At 57.5% G+C, this 19,517-nt stretch carries 13 protein-coding genes; 3 read left to right on the top strand and 10 right to left on the bottom strand.

What is annotated here, in order from left to right:
* Positions 1-87: 87 nt before the first annotated feature.
* Positions 88-1,194 carry a PilT/PilU family type 4a pilus ATPase gene (locus J3P75_RS15265; protein ID WP_434711311.1) on the top strand — a complete coding sequence of 369 codons (1,107 nt, stop codon included), beginning with the start codon at positions 88-90 and terminating at the stop codon, positions 1,192-1,194.
* Between the two features lie 142 nt (positions 1,195-1,336).
* Entirely contained in the window at positions 1,337-5,017 is a 3,681-nt protein-coding gene (locus tag J3P75_RS15260; RefSeq protein WP_434707278.1) for a hypothetical protein, read from the top strand.
* A gap of 47 nt (positions 5,018-5,064) precedes the next feature.
* Here J3P75_RS15260 and J3P75_RS15255 read toward each other — a convergent pair whose 3' ends face one another.
* From J3P75_RS15255 to J3P75_RS15210, 10 genes are all read right to left on the bottom strand, one after another.
* Positions 5,065-7,020, bottom strand: coding sequence for an acetoacetate--CoA ligase (locus J3P75_RS15255; RefSeq protein WP_434707277.1), 1,956 nt, complete (start codon positions 7,018-7,020; stop codon positions 5,065-5,067).
* A gap of 137 nt (positions 7,021-7,157) precedes the next feature.
* Positions 7,158-7,931: a 3-hydroxybutyrate dehydrogenase gene (gene hbdH, locus J3P75_RS15250; RefSeq protein WP_434707276.1), complete on the bottom strand. Its 774-nt coding sequence runs from the start codon at positions 7,929-7,931 to the stop codon at positions 7,158-7,160.
* A 7-nt stretch (positions 7,932-7,938) separates the two neighbouring features.
* Complete coding sequence (locus J3P75_RS15245) at positions 7,939-9,330, bottom strand: GntP family permease (RefSeq protein WP_206415245.1); 1,392 nt, start codon at positions 9,328-9,330, stop codon at positions 7,939-7,941.
* Between the two features lie 295 nt (positions 9,331-9,625).
* The gene (locus tag J3P75_RS15240; RefSeq protein ID WP_434707275.1) at positions 9,626-11,032 is read right to left on the bottom strand and encodes a sigma-54 interaction domain-containing protein; all 1,407 of its coding nucleotides are present in this window, start codon (positions 11,030-11,032) and stop codon (positions 9,626-9,628) included.
* Positions 11,033-11,173: 141 nt separating this feature from the next.
* Positions 11,174-12,748: an ABC transporter ATP-binding protein gene (locus tag J3P75_RS15235; RefSeq protein ID WP_434707274.1), complete on the bottom strand. Its 1,575-nt coding sequence runs from the start codon at positions 12,746-12,748 to the stop codon at positions 11,174-11,176.
* A 9-nt stretch (positions 12,749-12,757) separates the two neighbouring features.
* Positions 12,758-13,780, bottom strand: coding sequence for an ABC transporter permease (locus tag J3P75_RS15230; RefSeq protein ID WP_434707273.1), 1,023 nt, complete (start codon positions 13,778-13,780; stop codon positions 12,758-12,760).
* Complete coding sequence (locus J3P75_RS15225; protein WP_258449429.1) at positions 13,780-14,841, bottom strand: microcin C ABC transporter permease YejB; 1,062 nt, start codon at positions 14,839-14,841, stop codon at positions 13,780-13,782. Before J3P75_RS15225 ends, J3P75_RS15230 begins: the two co-directional genes overlap by 1 nt.
* Positions 14,841-16,709, bottom strand: coding sequence for an extracellular solute-binding protein (locus tag J3P75_RS15220; RefSeq protein WP_434707272.1), 1,869 nt, complete (start codon positions 16,707-16,709; stop codon positions 14,841-14,843). The genes J3P75_RS15225 and J3P75_RS15220 overlap by 1 nt, the downstream gene beginning before the upstream one ends.
* A gap of 130 nt (positions 16,710-16,839) precedes the next feature.
* Positions 16,840-17,121 carry a peptidylprolyl isomerase gene (locus J3P75_RS15215; RefSeq protein WP_016774509.1) on the bottom strand — a complete coding sequence of 94 codons (282 nt, stop codon included), beginning with the start codon at positions 17,119-17,121 and terminating at the stop codon, positions 16,840-16,842.
* A gap of 96 nt (positions 17,122-17,217) precedes the next feature.
* Entirely contained in the window at positions 17,218-18,087 is an 870-nt protein-coding gene (locus tag J3P75_RS15210) for an esterase/lipase family protein (RefSeq protein ID WP_434711309.1), read from the bottom strand.
* A gap of 332 nt (positions 18,088-18,419) precedes the next feature.
* Here J3P75_RS15210 and J3P75_RS15205 point away from each other — a divergent pair, with 332 nt between their 5' ends.
* On the top strand, positions 18,420-19,499 hold the full coding sequence (locus tag J3P75_RS15205) for a hypothetical protein (RefSeq protein WP_434707271.1): 1,080 nt from the start codon (positions 18,420-18,422) through the stop codon (positions 19,497-19,499).
* Positions 19,500-19,517: the final 18 nt, after the last annotated feature.

The following is a 19,517-nucleotide window of genomic DNA, read 5'->3' as shown; positions in this document are numbered from 1 at the left end:
AGGCGGCGTCTATCATTGTTGCAAACAGGCGTGCTTCAGGTGCAGGCCAATTTCTGTTCATTGAATGCTTCGCGGGTGATTTTTGCCATGGAAATCGATGCACTGTTAGCAATTTTGTCCAATAAAAACGGCTCAGACCTGTTTCTTTCCACAGGTGCGCCGCCCAGCGCGCGGATCGACGGCGTGCTCGTCCCGTTGGGTGATCAGCCGTTCAAACTCGGCGATACCGCCGCCATCGCTGCCTCATTGATGGACGCCGAGCAGCAACGGGAGTTCGACCGGGATCTGGAAATGAATCTGGCAATCTCCCGAACGGGCATCGGCCGCTTTCGTGTGAACATTTTCAAACAGCGCAACGACGTATCGATCGTCATTCGTAACGTCAAACTGGATATCCCGCGGTTCGCCGATCTGAAGCTGCCGCCGGTCCTGCTCGACACCATCATGCTCAAGCACGGGCTGATTCTGTTCGTCGGAGCGACCAACTCGGGCAAGTCGACCTCTCTGGCCGCACTCATCGATCATCGCAACCGCCATAGTACCGGGCACATCATTACCATCGAAGACCCGATCGAGTACATCCATCGGCATCAGCGCTCGATCGTCAATCAGCGTGAAGTCGGCGTCGATACCCGCAGTTTTCACGCCGCGTTGAAGAACACCCTGCGCCAGGCGCCGGATGTAGTGCTGATCGGCGAAATTCGCGACCGCGAAACCATGGAGCATGCCTTGGCGTTTGCCGATACCGGGCATCTGGTTTTGTCAACGTTGCATGCCACCAATGCCAATCAGGCGCTGGACCGGATTATCAATATGTTCCCGGAAGAGCGGCGGCCGCAGTTGTTGCATGCGCTTGGTAATAATCTGAAAGCCTTTGTCTCGCAGCGCTTGGTGCGCACTATTGATGGACATCGAAGAGCGGCGGTGGAGGTGCTTCTGGGGACGCCAACAGTGGCGGACCTTATTCGTCAAAATGAACTTGGCGAACTTAAAAACATGATGGAGAAATCCGAAGATGCAGGAATGCAGACATTCGACTTTGCCCTCTACAAACTGGTTGAAGAGGGCGTTATCGATGTTGGCGAAGCATTGAAAAATGCTGATTCACTGAATAATTTAAGATTGCGAATCAAACTGGGTTCAGGCGATAAAAGACCAGAGGCCGCACCGGGAGAATGGGGCTTGGTGGAGTAATATCTGTTAGCGGAACACGTTTTTTTCTTCCGATTTGTTGATTCGGAAACGTGAGCTAATAAACGTCTAATTGATTGATGTGCTGTTCTGTTTAAAGTTTGGTTGGCCATGTTGGCCAATAAAACTAAAACAGGATGAGTTGATGAAAGTCAGAAATGATAACGCTGTAAGCTCGGTGATTGCCGCGCAAGACAGCAAGTTGTGTATTCAAGGTGACCAAATAGAGCGTGCTAAGATAACTTCGGTGCTCTACGCGTTGTATAAGGCGCGAAGAAGTGTCGTGCTGGTAAGCATGGATTCAATTACGTTGACCTTGCATGAGGGGTCATCGTTTTATTATATGCATAAGCCGCTCAGCAAAAAATTATCAGACTTGTTAAGTTTTTTCCATCCTGACGCGGAAGCAATCGTCACCCACGCTGGACTGGATCTTTGGTTGAATGACGGAAGTCCCGCTGAAACATTGCAAAAGAGAATACAGGCTGATCCAGAAGCACAGTCGATCCTTAAAATAATCATGCAAGCTGCACAGCTGACTGGCGGAGCTGTACGCTCGGTGGCAGACGAGGCCAGCTATGCCCAATGGTTGCAGTTCCATGGGCTGATTATCCCGGCCAGCGTCGAACAACTGGAGCAGTTGCTGAATTTTCTACAATGGGAGTTTCGTGATCCTGAGCACATCGACAAATATTGGGAACAAATAAGCGGCCATAGTGGCGGCTCGGCCGCATTGACCGAAGTGCAGTGCCAGGAAATTCGCGCATTGACCGCAAAATTCATTCCTGCAAACAAGAGTCTGCTGGGGGTGCTGTATGAAAACGTCAAGCCGGTTCTGCACGATGTTGTCGGTCCGGAAAACGCTGATGACATCCTGAACCAGATCACCCATCACGATTTTTCTTTTCAATTGGCGAAAAAATACATCGATGCCTTGGGATGGTGGGGCTCCGGCGCTGACGAAGTATGTAGTGGGGACGATTACGCCCAGGTTCTCTACACCGCAATTCTTATTCAGCTCGATCCGTTAATTGCTGAGAAGAAACGGCGCAATGTGATCGCCGGGTACGATCTCTATCATCCTGCGGTTGCTGCAGACAAGAAACTGCACGTCATACGAGAGGAGTTTGAAAGGCATCTGATTCGGCAAGGTACAGTCTCCCAGAGGCTAGCCCCTCTGGCGTCACACATGCTGTTATCGTGCGCAGCGCCAGGTCTGTTGATCAGTAACGTTCCAGAATGGCTCACCGCTGGCTCTATCGGTTGGGTCACTTTTTCTCAAGCGGTTGGCATGATTGAGTTGAGCGCCAAGGGGGCTTCACGTTTCGTGGATTACGAAGACGTCATGCTATTTGCCGATATGGGGTCTATCAGCCAAGCCTTGGGCGAACTACAAAGCTTGTCGGCGATTGATGTGATCACTGACTGGGCACTTATAAACGAAGTGATCGTCCATAATGATCTGGAGACTTCCACGACCGCTGCCGCTCAAACCGCTTTGAAGGCTTACCAGAGTCACGTGGAAACGATGGTCAACGGAGTGAAGGCTTTTTCCACGTCAGTGCCCAATCGCAAGAAACTGGCGATGGCGGCGCTAAAACAAACAATGCCTGACTGCGATTTTCTTGAAGAACCGCTGCTGCGCCCAGAACCATTTTCCAGTCTCAGGCAATCCATGCTGGATTTGCACATTCAAGGTGAACTGACTTCCGGAGTATGGGACTGGAATGAAAAGCCTCACATTCTTAGCCGATATCCACAGTTGATGGGTTTGGCTAATAATCAGACGATATTTAAAGCTGATGTGCGTAAGTATCACGAAGATATTCATCGGGCGATAGCTTCCAATATCAAACTCGCCTTGTCCGGAATACCTCGCCAGGATCGCGATATTATCGCTCGAAGCAAAATCACTTTCTTCACTGTGCGTGCACCGGTCACTGAGCTGGTTTACCCATCCAGCAATTACAATCTGTTCGGTGTAGCAAACAAGGGGCCTACCTCAGTTGAAGTGCAATCCAAAAAAGATCAGGCAATAGGCCGCTTTGCTGTAATTATGATCGCTTCGTATGAGGGTGGAATACTTTGCTATGAATTATTCAGTCTCTTGGGAGAGTGTCGAAGAAACGATGCTTTGGGGGAGCTGATCATAAAAACTCAAAAAATGAATATGCCGTCACGTCTGGACTTTAAAGGCAGTCCCAATGATGCTTTTTTTCCACTACCTGCAACCCACCGAGTTCCTACTGATTTCCAAAGCTATACCCAAGGCGCACGGCCGCGTGCTGATGCGTCCGATATCATGGTCATAGAGAAACTGGGAGTGATTCCCGCGCCTGTCACCGCTACACAGGGAAAACAAAGCCTCTATCAATTTTTCATGAGCGAGCCGATAAATAACATCGCGCAATTTGTGGTAACCCACCGACCCGTTGGAAGCGTGGAAGAGTTGACTATGGCCTTCACCGAGCTGACGGAGCGAGAGTCGATCGTTAAAAAAACGGAGGAGTGGGTAACATTTACCATTGATCTGCTGGTGCCTTTCAAGAGATGCATCGAGGATATCGCTTCCGGTGAACGTAACAAAGTCGTTGACGGTATCTACGCTTGTACGATGGATGCTATCGGCATCTTCTTCACGGTGTTGGGTGCGCCTGCAAAGATTCTGACCATAGCAGCAAGGACGGTTTCACTGACATCGAAGCTTGCCAGCGTGGTGAAATATTCATTGAAGCTGACAGTGTCTACGTTTAACCCTGTCGATGGCTTGCCAACAGCCGGGTATCTGGCTACCAAGTCACTTTTGAAAAGCGGGCTCGGGTTGACCAGAGAGGGTGTCAGGCTTTTTGACAAGGCTACCTCTCAGTTGCACAGACTGACCGGCAGACGCCAATCCGTAGACTTTATTCAACTGGCGAGTCTACCCCAAACTGGCCAGGGCAAATGGCGACCTCGTGCTGATGCGCTCGACGTATTTAGCGTATGCGCGCTGAACAGGAAAGATCAGTGGTACGCGATCAGCAGTCGGGGGACGCCTTGGGGCAAAAAGCTGGCGAATTTCCAGTTCCAGCACACGTATTCTCTGCCTAGCGTCCGTTCTGAGAGTTACACACAACACATCATTAAAAATAGTTTGCCCATTGTCCGGAGTAAGATTGACGCGGCTGAAAAAGTGCTGGGGTATTCACAGCTGAATACCAAGACCGACCTTGCAATAGGTTTGTTTTTAGGCACTACTGCAAAAGGACGAGATGACTTTTCGATACTTTTGCGGGCCATCAGATTGAATGTCTACGATACTTCGTTGAGCAATTTTTTTCTGGATGTCGCAAAAGTTGACGAGCATACCGTTGATGTCATCCAAAGCCAGTACAGTGAGTGGAAGAATGCCGGTTTGCATGAGCGAGGAAAAATTCAATACCTGAACATCAATAGTCAGAATCTCAATCGCCGCTTCAATGATGCCGGCTTCAATTATGGTGAGGTCGCAGATGACCTGCTCCATGAAATGTTTCGTACAGGTTCTGGCAAGACTGATCTGGTGGCTGCCAAGGCGCGGTTGCACAATCGAGTTCCCATGTTGGATGTGGCGCCGTTGTTGAATTTGGCAGCAGGACGCCTACCGAAATCGGGAGGAGGGTTCCACAGTGCTGCCGAAGCTCGCTCGAACGCGGATTCCCTTGCGCTTCTGACTGCTCTGCTGAGTCTGGTGGAAACAGACCTCGCCGCTTATTTCAGAAATATGGAAGTCCTGAAAGCCGCGGTCGCGGGCAATCCTGATCGCACTATAACTGGTGAGGTGTTGATTGAGCTGAACACCGATTGATTTGCGTAAATTGCACTTGATCGAGCCACTCTCTCACCCGGCCGTGCTCATTCATTGAGCTCCGGCCGATCCCGAAACTGCTCCAGCGCTTCGGGATTGGCCAGCGCGTCGGTGTTCTTCACCGGCCGCCCATGCACCACCTCGCGCACCGCCAGCTCAACGATCTTGCCGCTGATAGTGCGCGGAATGTCTGTGACCGCCACGATCTTTGCCGGTACATGCCTTGGGGTGGTATTGGCGCGGATCACCTGACGGATGTGCTGTTCGAGCGCATCATCCATTTCCAGCCCTTCGCGCAATCGCACAAACAACACGACCCGCACGTCATCCTGCCACTGCTGGCCGATGGCGACGCTGTCCATTATTTCGCTGAGCTTTTCGACCTGACGGTAGATCTCCGCTGTGCCGATGCGCACGCCGCCGGGGTTGAGCACAGCATCCGAACGCCCGTGAATCAACATCGCGCCGTGCGGCGATTGTTCAGCATAATCGCCCTGGGCCCAGACACCGGGAAACAGGCTGAAATACGACTGGCGCAGTTTTGTCCCGTCCGGGTCATTCCACAAACCGATCGGCATGGCCGGAAAATGCCGTGTGCAGACCAGTTCACCTTTCTCGCCAATTACCGCCTGACCGGCGTCGTTCCAGACCTCGACCGCCATGCCCAGGCTTTTGCCCATGATCTCGCCGCGCCGTACCGCCGACAGCGGATTGCCGTTGACGAAGCACGAGACAATATCGGTGCCGCCGGACATCGACGCCAGACACAGATCGCTTTTTATCTCGCGGTAGACATAGTCATAACTCTGCGGCGACAGCGCCGAGCCGGTGCACAGCAGGGTTTTCAGGCTACCCAGATCATGGCTGTTGCGGGGGCGGGCACCGCCGCTTTCCAGGGTGGCGAGAAACTTCGGGCTGGTGCCGAACACGCTGATGCGCTCGTCGTCGATCAAGTCGAGCAAACGCTGGTGGTCCGGGTAAAACGGCGAGCCATCGTAAAGAACCACCGCACTGCCGACCGCCAGCGCCGAGACCAGCCAGTTCCACATCATCCAGCCGCACGTTGTGTAATAGAACAGCCGGTCGCCGGGTCCGAGATCGCAATGCAGCCCGTGTTCCTTGACGTGTTGCAGCAGCACTCCGCCGGTGCTGTGGACGATGCACTTCGGCACGCCGGTGGTGCCGCTGGAATACAGCACATACAACGGATGGTTGAACGGCACCGGGACGAAATGCGTCTCGCCGCCGACTGCGTAGAAGTCCTCCCACGAACTCACTTCAGCCGGTGTCTGGTACACCTCCATGCTCACTTGCGGATCGGCGTACGGGACAATGATCAACTGTTTCAGGGTCGGCAGCTGTTCGAGGATGCCGTTGATCTTGTCGGTCTGGTCGAGAGTCTTGCCGGCGTAGCGGTAAGCGGCGCAAGTCAGCAACACCTTCGGTTCGATCTGGCCGAAGCGATCGATGACCCCGTGGGTACCGAAGTCGGGCGATGAGCACGACCAGATCGCCCCAAGGCTGGTGGTCGCGAGCATCGCCACCAGCGTTTGCCAGGTATTGGGCATGCATGCCGCGACCCGATCACCGAGGCCCACGCCGGCAGCCTGCAGGCTCGCTTGAAAACCGGCGACGTGCTCCGCCAGTTCAGCCCAGGTCAATTGCTCGCGCTGGCCGTTCTCCGCCACGCTGATCACCGCTACGGCGTCGTCGCGGCGGCGCAGCAGGTGTTCGGCGAAGTTCAGGGTTGCGCCGGGAAACCACTCGGCGCTGAGCATTTGCGCGCCTTCACGCAGTACCGCGTCGGGCTGGGTGTGAAAGCGAATATCGAAACAATCGACAAGCGCCTGCCAGAAATCCGCACGCTGCTCGATGCTCCATTGGTGCAGGGCAGGGTAGTCGTCGATGTTGAGATCATGGCGCTGATTGATGGCACGGCGAAACGCATCCATGCGTGATTGGGCGATACGGTTGGCGTCGGGTTGCCAGAGGATGTCGGACATCGCTTGCCTCTTTTTATCGAATTCAAATAAGCAGCCTGGCTTGTTGACCCTGTGGGAGTGAACTTGCTCGCGAAAGCGCTGCGTCAGTCAAAAACTCTCTAACTGACACTCGGTATTCGCGAGCAAGCTCGCTCAGGTTATTGCGCGAGCCAGCCGCCATCGATATTCCAAGCCGCGCCACGCACCTGACTGCCGGCCTCGCTGCACAGAAACAACACCAGTTCGCCCAGATGCTGCGGCGTGACGAACTCCAGCGAGGGCTGCTTCTCGGCCAGCAGATCATGTTGCGCCTGCTGCGGATCGACACCCTTGGCCGCACGGTCATCGATCTGCTTCTGCACCAGCGGCGTCAGCACCCAGCCCGGGCAGATGGCGTTGCAGGTAACATTGCTGGTCGCAGTTTCCAGGCCGACCACTTTGGTCAGGCCGATCACGCCGTGTTTGGCGGCCACGTACGCGGCTTTGCCGGTCGAACCGACCAGGCCGTGCACCGAGGCGATGTTGATGATCCGCCCCCAGTTTTTGCTGCGCATGCCCGGCAGGCTCAGGCGGGTGCTGTGGAACACCGAGGACAGATTGATGGCAATGATCGAATCCCAGCGCTCGATCGGAAACTCTTCCACCGCCGCGACATGCTGAATGCCGGCATTGTTGACCAGGATATCCACGCCGCCGAACTCGCGCTCGGCGTAGGCGATCATCTCGGCGATCTGCGCCGGATCGCTGACATCGGCCGGATGATGGCCAACCTTGCCACCGAATTGGCCGACTTCGGCAATCACTGCCGACGCATCGCCAAAACCGTTGAGAATCAGGTTGGCCCCAGCCTTGGCCAGGCTCAATGCGATGCCCAGGCCGATGCCGCTAGTGGAGCCGGTAACCAGTGCGGTCTTGCCGGAAAGAGTCGTCATGAATACCTCACACAATGCCAGTGGCGTAGAAGGTGCCGATCACTACGAAAACCGCCAGGGTCTTGATCAGCGTAATACAGAAAATGTCTTTATAGGCCTCGCGGTGGGTCAGCCCGGTCACCGCCAGCAGGGTGATTACCGCGCCGTTGTGCGGCAGGGTGTCCATGCCGCCGCTGGCCATCGCGGCCACGCGGTGCAGCACTTCCAGCGGAATGTTCGCCGCGTTGGCCGCGCTGATGAACTGCTCGGACATCGCCGCCAGGGCAATGCTCATGCCGCCCGATGCCGAGCCGGTGATCCCGGCCAGCAGGGTTACGGTGATGGCTTCGTTGACCAGTGGATTGGGGATCTGCTTGAGCCAGTCCGCCAGTACCAGAAAACCCGGCAACGAGGCGATCACTGCGCCGAAACCGTATTCGGACGCGGTGTTCATCGCCGCCAGCAGTGCGCCGCTGACCGCACTCTTGCTGCCTTCGGCGAGTTTGCTGCGAATCGCCTGAAAGCCGAACGCCAGCACCATCAGAATGCCGACCAGCAACGCCGCCTGTACCGCCCAGATTGCCGTGAGCTTGGCGATCTCGGTGGTGACCGGTGTGGCCATGCCCGGCAGCGCGAGGCTGTGGGTCTTGCCGTACCACTGCGGAATCCACTGGGTGAATAGCAGATTCATGATGCCTACCGCGAGCAGCGGCGACAGTGCAATCCACGGGTTGGGCAGTTTCAGGTCTTCGGCGGTTTCCGGCTCGTTGCGCAATTCGCTGCCATAGCCCTCACCGGCGCGCTGGGCCTTGTTGCGCTGGCGCTGAAGAAACAGCATGCCGGCGCAGAACACGAAAATCGTGCCGATCACACCCAGCCACGGTGCGGCCCATGCGGTGGTGTTGAAGAACGTGCTGGGAATTATGTTCTGAATCTGCGGGGTGCCGGGCAGGGCGTCCATGGTGAAGGAAAACGCGCCAAGGGCGATGGTCGCGGGGATCAGCCGTTTGGGGATATTGCTCTGGCGGAACATTTCGGCAGCAAACGGATACACCGCAAACACCACCACGAACAACGACACGCCGCCATAGGTAAGCAGCGCGCAAACCAGCACGATCACCAGCATCGCCTGGCGAGTGCCGAGCAGGCGAATCGCCGCGGCGACGATCGAACGGGAGAACCCCGACAGCTCGATCAGCTTGCCGAACACGGCGCCGAGCAGAAACACCGGAAAATACAGTTTGATGAAGCCGACCATTTTCTCCATGAACACCCCGGTGAAGGCAGGCGCAACGGCGGATGGATCGGTGAGCAGGACCGCGCCGAGCGCGGCAATCGGGGCGAAGAGGATAACGCTGTAGCCACGGTAGGCGGCCAGCATCAGCAACGCGAGGGCTGCCAAGGCAATGATCACACTCATGGTGTGTCTCTCCAGAATTGTTATTTTTGTGTGTGGAACGGGTGTGGAGAGGTGTAAGCGAGATTTGTGCCAATCTGCTAAGGGGTTGAAAAATAAGGAATTAACGAGTGAAGATTGGTCAAGGTAAAGTAGTCTGTCTCTGAGTTGAGATTTTCGGCGGACGATCTGGCGCTATCGCGAGCAGGCTCACTCCTACAAGGTGACGGTGTACGCAGTTCCTGTAGGAGTGAGCCCGCTCGCGATAAGTGCGAAGCACTTCCATCTACCAAGTGAGAGTGAAGTCTCTAAAGTGAGACTAGGCAATCCCCAGCGCCACCATTTTCTTGTACAACGTCGACCGCCCAAGCCCCAGTCGGGCCGCCGCTTCCGGCACCTTGCCCGCGCATTCAGCCAACGCCGTTTCAATCAATTGCCGATCAAAGCGCTCGCGCGCCTGGGCGAAGGTTTCCTCCGTCGCCGCTGGTGCGACAGATGCGGGCGAACGCTCGACCGGCGTCAACGTGCCGATCGCCGCACGCAGATCCTGTTCGGTGAGAATCAAGTCATCGCTGAGCAACGCTGCGCGCTCCAGCACGTTGCGCAATTCGCGAATGTTCCCCGGCCACGCATGTTGGCCAAGCAATGCCAGCGCATCACGGTGCAGTTCGTGCTGACTGCGCAACTCCTCCAGAATCGCTTCGCTGAGTGCCGGCAGATCATCGAGGCGTTCGCGCAGGGGCGGCACCTGGATCGGCAGCACATTCAGGCGATAGTACAAATCGGCGCGAAATTCGCCGCGCTTGATCGCTGCTTGCAGATCCGTCGAGGTCGCGGCAATGACCCGCACATCACTCTGAATCACCTCGTTGGAGCCGACCGGTTCAAACTCCTTTTCCTGCAACACGCGCAGCAACTTGCTTTGCAGCGGCAGCGGCATGTCGCCGATCTCGTCGAGAAACAGCGTGCCGCCCTGGGCGATCTGCAATTTACCGGTACGCCCCTTGCGATCAGCACCGGTGAACGCGCCGGGGGCCGTACCGAAAAATTCGGCTTCGAGCAGTGCTTCCGGAATCGCCGCGCTGTTGATGCTGACGAATGCCTTGTGCGCGCGGGGCGATGCGCTGTGGATCGCTTGAGCGAGCAGCTCCTTGCCGGTGCCGGTTTCGCCGAGCAGCAAGACCGGCGATTCGGCACTGGCACTGCGCCGGGCGCGGCGTTTGACTTCGAGGCTGGCGGCGCTGGTGCCGATGAAGTGGGCGAAGTTGTATTTGGTCTGCCGGGCGCGCAGCAGCGAACGGGTCGAGGCCAGTTCTTCCTGCATGCTCAGGTAGCGCTTGAGCATGGGCGACAGGGTGCGCAACTCATCGAACAGGGCGAAGCCGATCGCGCCGATCACCGTGCCGGCATCGTCATGGATCGGCAGACGCATCACCACCAACGGCTCTTTTGGCGTGTCTTGCATATCGAGCAGAATCGGCCGCCCGGTGCGCACCACTTCACGCAGCAGGCTGCCGGGAATCACGCTTTCACAAGCCTTGCCGATCGCGCCGGCAGCCGATTCAAGGCCGAAGCGCCGGGCATAGCGCTCGTTCATCCAGACGATGTTGGCGTCCCGATCGACGATCACCGTGCCTTCGCTGGACTGCTCGATGATCTCGAACAGCGAGCGGATCGCCAGCGTGCGAACGCGTTGGTAGTCCTTGAGGCTTTCGGTGGTGTTCATCGGGTAGATCCTGAAAACGTTTCGTCAGTAATGGCGCTATCGCGAGCAGGCTCACTCCTACTTTTGGAATGCATTTCAAATGTAGGAGTGAGCCTGCTCGCGATGAATATTACTCGGTTTGTCGGCCATCCCCGATTATGCCTACCCCGGATGCGCCGCCGCCAACAGCTCTTTGGTGTAAGGATGCTGCGGCGCATCAAACACCTCATGGCTGGCGCCACGCTCCACGACTTTACCGTCCTTGATCACAATCATGTCATGGGCCAGCGCGCGGACGACGGCCAGGTCATGGCTGATGAACAGGTAGGTCAGACCGTGCTTTTCCTGCAACTGGCGGAGCAGGGCGACCACTTGTTTCTGTACCGTGCGATCCAGCGCCGACGTCGGCTCGTCGAGGAGGATCAACGCCGGTTTCAGTACCAATGCCCGAGCAATGGCGATGCGCTGGCGCTGGCCACCGGAAAACTCGTGGGGATAGCGATGCCGACTCTCCGGATCGAGGCCGACCTCTTTGAGCACGCGAACCACTTGCTCATCACACTCATCGGCGTTTGATTCACAATGCACTTCGAGGCCTTCGCTGATGATCTGCGCCACCGACATGCGCGGGCTAAGGCTGCCGAACGGGTCCTGAAACACCACTTGCATTTGCCGCCGCCACGGTCGCATCTGTTTCTGATTGAGCGCGTCGAGCGCCTCGCCCTGGAAGCGGATGCTGCCTTCGGAATCGAGCAGGCGCAGGATCGCCTGACCGAGCGTCGACTTGCCTGATCCCGATTCGCCGACGATGCCCAGCGTTTTGCCACGCTGAATGTTCAAGCTGATGCCATCCACCGCGCGCAGGTACTGCTTGCGCTGAAACAGCCCGCCACTGACAGCGAACTCAACTCTCAGATCGTCGACTTCCAGCACATTCTCACGCTCGTCCCGTGGCAGCGCTTCGCCTTCCGGCTCGGCGTTGAGCAGCACGCAGCTGTAAGGGTGCTTCGGCTCGGTGAACAAGGTTTCGCAGGGCGCCTGCTCGACGATTTCGCCGGCCTTCATCACGCACACACGTTGCGCGATGCTGCGCACCAGATTGAGGTCGTGGCTGATCAACAGCAACGACATGCCCAAGCGCTTCTGCAAGGATTTGAGCAGCAGCAGAATCTTGCGCTGTACCGTGACGTCGAGCGCGGTGGTGGGCTCGTCGGCGATCAGCAATTCCGGCTCGCATGCCAGCGCCATGGCGATCATGACCCGCTGCCGTTGCCCGCCCGAGAGCTGGTGCGGATAGGCTTTCAGGCGCTCTTTGGGTTTCTGGATACCGACCAGACCCAGCAGTTCGAGAATCCTTTGCTGCGCCGCTTTGCCGCCGAGGCCACGGTGCAGCAGCAGGGTCTCGCCGATCTGCTTCTCGATGGTGTGCAGCGGATTGAGCGAAGTCATCGGCTCCTGGAAGATCATTGCGATACGGTTGCCGCGCAACTCGCGCAAGACCTTGGGATCCGCGCCGAGCAGCTCCTGGCCTCGATAACGAATGCTGCCGTGGGTATGCGCCTCGGACTCGGGCAACAACTGCAGGATCGAGTGCGCGGTGACCGACTTTCCGGAGCCGGATTCACCAACCAGCGCCAGGCATTCGCCGGGGCGGATATCCAGACACAGGTCGCGCACCACGGTCTGGCCATGGAACGCGACATTGAGGTTACGGATTTCAATCAGATTGTCAGTCATGGGCACGCTTCAGGACCTTGGATCGAATGCGTCACGCAACGCTTCGCCGATGAATACCAATAAAGACAGAATCAGCGCCAGCGTGAAGAATGCGGTCAGACCGAGCCAGGGGGCTTGCAGGTTCTGTTTGCCCTGGCCGATCAACTCACCCAGCGAGGCACTGCCGGCGGGCATGCCGAAGCCGAGAAAGTCCAGCGCGGTCAGGGTCGAGATCGCCCCGGTGAGAATGAACGGCAGGTAACTCAATGTCGCGTTCATCGCGTTGGGCAGGATGTGCCGGAAAATCACCTTGCGGTCGCTGAGCCCCAGCGCACGGGCGGCTTTGACGTATTCCAGATTGCGCCCGCGCAGGAACTCGGCGCGCACTACGTCCACCAGCGCCAGCCACGAGAACAGCGCCATGATCCCCAGCAACCACCAGAAATTCGGCTCGACGAAACCGGAAAGAATGATCAGCAGGTACAGCACCGGCAGCCCCGACCAGACTTCCAGCAGCCGCTGCCCGAGCAAGTCGACCCAGCCGCCGTAGTAACCTTGCAATGCACCGGCGGCAATGCCGATCAGCGCGCTGACAAAGGTCAGCATCAAGGCGAACAGAATCGACACCCGTGCGCCAAAAATCACCCGCGCCAGCACATCTCGCGACTGATCGTCAGTCCCCAGCCAATTGACCGATGTGGGCGGGCTGGGCGCGGGTTTATTCAGGTCATAGTTCGGCGTGTCGTCACTAAACGGAATCGGTGGGAACAGCAGCCGACCGCCGTCCTTGCGAATCAGGTTCTGCACATAGTCGCTGCGATAATCGGCCTGAAACGGCAGTTGTCCACCGAATTCCTGCTCGGTGTGGCGCTTGAACACCGGGAAATACCACTGACCCTGATAACTGACCATCAACGGCTTGTCGTTGGCGATCAATTCGCCGCCGAGTGTCAGCACGAACAGGCCGATGAACAGCCACAGCGACCACCAGCCGCGACGGTTTTTCTTGAAACGCTCGAAACGGCGACGGCCCAACGGCGAGAGCTTGAGCATCAGGCGTTCCTCGCGGCGAAGTCGATACGCGGGTCGACCAGGGTGTAGCACAAATCGCCCACCAGTTTTATCAGCAGGCCGAACAGGGTGAAGATGAACAGCGAGCCAAACACCACCGGATAATCCCGCGAAACTGCCGCTTCGTAGCTCATCCGCCCGAGGCCATCGAGCGAGAAGATCACCTCGATAAGCAGGGAGCCCGCGAAGAACACACTGATGAAGGCTTGAGGAATCCCCGAGACCACCAACAGCATGGCGTTGCGGAACACGTGGCCATACAGCACACGGCGTTCACTCAGACCTTTGGCGCGTGCGGTGACCACGTACTGGCGGGTGATTTCATTCAGGAACGAGTTTTTGGTGAGGATTGTCAGCGTCGCAAATCCGCCGATCACCAGCGCTGTCACTGGCAGCACCAGGTGCCAGAAATAGTCGGCGATCTTGCCCAGGGTCGACAGCGATTCGAAATTGTCCGAGACCAGCCCGCGCACCGGAAACCAGTTCAGCGAAGTGCCGCCGGCGAACACCACAATCAGAAACATGGCGAACAGAAACGCCGGCATCGCATAGCCGATGATGATCGCGGTGCTGCTCCAGACATCGAAATGGCTGCCGTGGTGCACGGCCTTGCGAATCCCCAGCGGGATCGACACCAGATAGGTAATCAAGGTCGCCCACAAGCCGAGCGAAATGGTCACCGGCATCTTTTCCAGGATCAGATCAGTGACCGTGGCGCCACGGAAGAAACTCTTGCCGAAATCCAGCTGCGCATAGTTTTTCAGCATCAGCCACAGACGCTCATGGGCCGGTTTGTCGAAGCCGTATTGTTTCTCGATGTCCTTGATCAGTTGTGGGTCAAGGCCGCGACTGGCGCGCGAGGCACCGCTGGCAGTCTCGCTGGCACCGCCGCCTACGCTCGCACCGCCGATCCCCTGCAAGTGAGCGATGGCCTGTTCCACCGGGCCGCCGGGAGCGGCCTGAATGATCACGAAATTGACCAGCAGAATGATCACCAGCGTCGGGATGATCAGCAGCAGACGCCGCAGTATGTAACCCCACATCAGTGCGGCCCTCCGGGTCTGCCGCGGGCGATTTTCTCGGCGGTCATCTGTTGGTTGGTCAGCGGCGTGCGGCTGATTTCCCACCAGCTTTCGATTGCTTCGTCATTGCTGGCCTGAATCGTCGGTATGCCGAAACGATTCCACCACACGGTGGACGTGCCGGGCGGATAGTAGTTGGGGATCCAGTAGTAGTTCCATTGCAGTACCCGGTCCAGTGCATGCGCATAGCGCAGCATGTCGGCCTGGGTTGATGCGCGGATCAGGCCATTGATCAAGGTGTCGACCGCCGGGTTTTTCAGCACCATGTAGTTGTTGGCGCCGGGATCGTTGGCCGACGCCGAGCCGAAGTAGTTGAGCAGTTCGCCGCCCGGAGATGTAGTAACGGGATAACCGGTAACGATCATGTCGTAATCGCGGCTCATCAGCCGGTTGACATATTGCGACGAATCGATGCGGCGTATGTTGAGCTCGATGCCGATCTGTTTCAGCGTGCGCTTGTAGGGCAATAGCAGGCGATCCATACCGTTCTGGCTGACCAGAAAAGTGAAGCTCAGCGGCTCTCCCTGAGCATTCACCAATTGATCGCCATCGGGTTTCCAGCCAGCCTCTTCGAGCAGTGCGAGGGCTTGCAGTTGCTTGTCGCGGATCACACCGCTGCCATCGGTTTTCGGCGCCTCGAACACTTTGCTAAACACCTCGTCGGGGATCTGCCCACGCAACGGTTCGAGGATTTTCAGTTCTTGCGCGTCGGGCAACTCGGTTGCAGCCAGTGACGTATTGGAGAAATAGCTCTGCTGGCGGATATACAGGCTGCGCATCATTTGCCGGTTGCTCCACTCGAAGTCCCAGAGCATCGCCAATGCCTGGCGCACACGCCGGTCGGCGAACATCGGCTTTTGCAGGTTGAACACGAATCCCTGGGCCGATTGCGGCGCTTCGGTCGCCAGATGGGCTTTTTGCAGGCGGCCGTCGCTCAGCGCGGGGCTGTCATAGCCGATCGAATAGCCGGTCGCCGAGAACTCTCGGTTGTAGTCGTAGGCGCCGCCGCGCAGCACTTGGCGAGCGACATCGGTGTCGCCGAAGTATTCGATGCTGAAGTGATCGAAATTGTACAACCCGCGACTGACCGGCAGGTCCTTGCCCCACCAGTCGGGGTTGCGCTCAAAGGTGATGCTGCGGCCCGAATCGACCTTGCCGACGCGATAGGGACCGCTGCCCAGCGGGGCTTCATAACCGCCCCCGCCAGCGAAATTGCGGGTTTTCCACCAGTGTTCAGGGAACACCGGGAGCGTCGCTATATCGAGGGGCAGGGTGCGGTTTTCGTTGCTCTTGAAATCGAAACGCACGGTCAGCGGTGCTTCCACCTCGACGCCTTTGACGTCGGCGAACTGCGTGCGATAGCGCAGGCTGCCCTGGGTCATCAAAAGGTCATAGGTGTAGCGAACGTCTTCGGCGGTAATCGCTTTGCCGTCGGCGAAGCGGGCCTTGGGATTGATGAAGAAGCGCAGCGACAGGCCATCGTCCGAGCGCTCCATTTTTTGCGCGACCAGGCCATACACGGTGTAAGGCTCGTCCAGCGAGCGCTGGGCCAGCGGCGAATACAGCAACCCATCGATCTGCGTGACACCGATGCCTTTGTCTATATAAGGAAGGACATGGTCAAAGTGGCCGATCTCGATGGCCGAGCGGCGCATCGTGCCGCCCTTGGGGGCCTGCAGGTTGGTGTAGTCGAAATGGCTGAAACCGGCGGGGTACTTGGCAGGCTCGCCATAAACGGTCAGGGCGTGTTGCGGTGCGGCGTTCGCGCTTGCGCCAGCCATCAGCAGGGCGAGGGCGGCGAGCATCAATGTGGGGAAAACCAGTCGCATTGTCAGCCTTGGGACTCGAATCGATAAGCGCAAGTTGTACGCGAGAGGCGCGTCGCTCGCCAGCCGTATGTGTAACTGAAATACAACGGCCCGCCATATGGCGGGCCGTTGCGGGCAGTCGGACGACGAATCAGTCCTGACGGCTGGTGACTTCAAGCAGGTGATAGCCGAACTGGGTCTTCACCGGGCCTTGCACGACATTGATTGGCGCGCTGAACACCACGGTGTCGAATTCCTTGACCATCTGACCAGGACCGAAGGAACCCAGATCACCGCCCTGACGGCTCGATGGGCAGCTGGAGTTGGCCTTGGCCACTTCAGCGAAATCGGCGCCGGCTTCGATCTGGGCCTTGAGTTCGTTGCACTTGTCTTCGCTGGAAACCAGGATGTGGCGGGCAGTGGCTTTAGCCATGGGGAATTTCTCCAATGTATTTCAGTAAAGAGTGGAGCGTACCGGATTCAGTGAGCGATTTCCCGGCAAAGTTCCTTGCTTGGTATGTGGTGCTCGTCAAAGACTGGCTGCGCGCAGACGCTCAGCGTGGTCGACGTACAGTTCGATCGGATCGGGCAGTGCCGTGACCGTGCCGGCCGCGCGGCGCAGACTGCCCAGATGATCCAGCGGATAGTCTGAGCGAATCACTTGGCCCAGGTGAGAGCTGAAGCGACCGACGAAACCATCGTTCTGCTCTGTCTCGGTCATGAAGTACTGCGAAAGGGCGTGGCAAACGCTCTGCGTCGGATCGACCAGCGACGGGCTCTTTGTCGCAATCACCCCGCTCCAGGAGTAATAGCGCACCCCGTTGACTTGATCCGCACCCTGACCGCCCCATGTCTGGGGTAATCCCTGCGGGAATCGATCATTGAAATGGCCGACCCCTACGGTCGTGAGTGCGTTAAGCGCTGCCAGGGCGTTCTGCGGCAACGTCTGGTTGCCACTGAGCAAGGAAAGAAAGTTGGCGAAGAGGGTAGCCACGTTCTGAGCGACGGTTTCTGGCAATCTGCCTGGCACCAGTGCCTTGCGCAGAAAATCCGCCAGTTCCGATCCATGATTCGGGCCACTGACTGAAGTCACCGAGGCGACCGAGTGTGGCGCAAGCGCAGCAGCGTATCGAGCGGCCAATGCCCCTTGGCTGTGCCCGATGAGATTGACTTTCTCGGCACCTGTGCCCCGCAGGACTCGGTCTATCTGTGCAAGCAACTGTTCACCCCTTGTTTCGTTCTTTTGGGTGGCAGAGAGGTGTGGAACAAACACGCGGTTGCCAGCCGTCTTCAGTGCGTTTTTTACCTCATGGAACAGCTCGAAATGGCCGATGCGCTCGAATCCGAACAGGCCGTGTACCAACAGGATGGGATAGCGAGTTGAAGCATTCCGTTGCATGTTCTTACCTTTTTCACAGAAGTTCGTCGGGAATACGGACGCCACTCTAAAACACTCATCCCGCCGAAGAAGTAAGAAGAGGCATCTCTTGGCTGTTGAATATGGACTAGGGGTTGTACGAATTTTCAGATACTTGTGAGATCCGAATCGGAAGTTGCCGCCATCTTTCGCTCGCTCCAACGCGAATTCACGTTGTTTGCCTACCCGGCGCGCCGCTTTTAACCGAGACCTGCGGCGACTCGGCCTGACAGAGAAAACGGGCGTGATCCTGTTCAATGTGAGCTGTCGACGCCGCCCATCCAGCGGCGTTTTTCCAAGGAATGGAGCCACAAATGAACACGCATGAAGTCGAGTTTTGCTACCGGATGCGCCACCCTGCAGGTCCTTGTATGTCAAGTGAACTGCTGCCCGCGGTGACCCTGGATTCAATCGACGGCACAGTGCTCGATCCCGCGCTGGGCAGGGTCGTTGTCCGTATCGCGCCTTATCCCGGCATGACGTGCGGCGACCGCTTGCTGCTGAGTTGGGAAGGGCTGGATATCGAAGGCTTCGCTTACCAGCATGAAATGGTTCGTTATGTCACTGAAACTCAGGTCGGGAAGGATATGGTGTTCGTCGTCAAAGGCCTGCATGTCGCGGCACTGGATGGCGGTTCGCTGGAGGTCTACTGGACACGAGTCAGTGCCGGCTCGCCCGAGCCCTCCGTGTCGGCTCGTGTGCAATTGTCGGTGGGTGATACACGAGCACAATTGCTCGCGCCGATCGTCGAAGGCGTGATCAGCGGGACGCTCGACCCAGCGCGGGTGCCGCAGGGCACGCTTGTTTCGCTGCAGCCTTACGCGCGCATGGCAGCTGGCGATCGGGTGACGTTGCTGTGGTGCGCCGATGCCGGTGCAGCTTCCTTCAGGGACAGTTTGAAGGTCGAGACCTTCGCTGTCGCCGACGTGCTGTCATTTTGGGTTGACGGAGTACATATCGCGGGCCATTTCGGTGAGCAGATCGCGGTGCGTTACCGGGTCGAAAGCGTTGACGGCAAAGTGCGCGAGTCGGAAGTGACGGAACTGCTCGTGGCGCCTTTTGTTCGTAATGATCTGAACGCCCCAGATGTGCTGGAAGCGCAAGATGGCGTGCTCGACAGCGAGAATTCAGTCGACGGCGTGACCGTCGTGATCGGTAACGCCGGGACACAGGAAGGGGAGCTGGTCTACCTCAAATGTGATGGAGAACTTTTCAACCACCGCGACGAACGTGAGATCACGCGCGAAACGGCAGGGAAACCGCTAATTTTTATCGTGCCGCACCGGTTCTGGCGTGAGCATCATGGCACTACGGTGCGTGTGGCCTACACGGTTGAACGTCTGGACGATGTCAGTGAGGAATCTGCGCAAACACAGGTGCGAGTCGAGGCGTAGCACTGTTGCCCAGCCCTT

The organism is Pseudomonas sp. R1-1, from assembly GCF_051132135.1.
In the GTDB taxonomy this organism is placed as follows: domain Bacteria; phylum Pseudomonadota; class Gammaproteobacteria; order Pseudomonadales; family Pseudomonadaceae; genus Aquipseudomonas.
The sequence above is the reverse complement of the archived record's forward strand: the minus strand, read 5'-3'. Positions and strand labels throughout refer to the sequence as shown.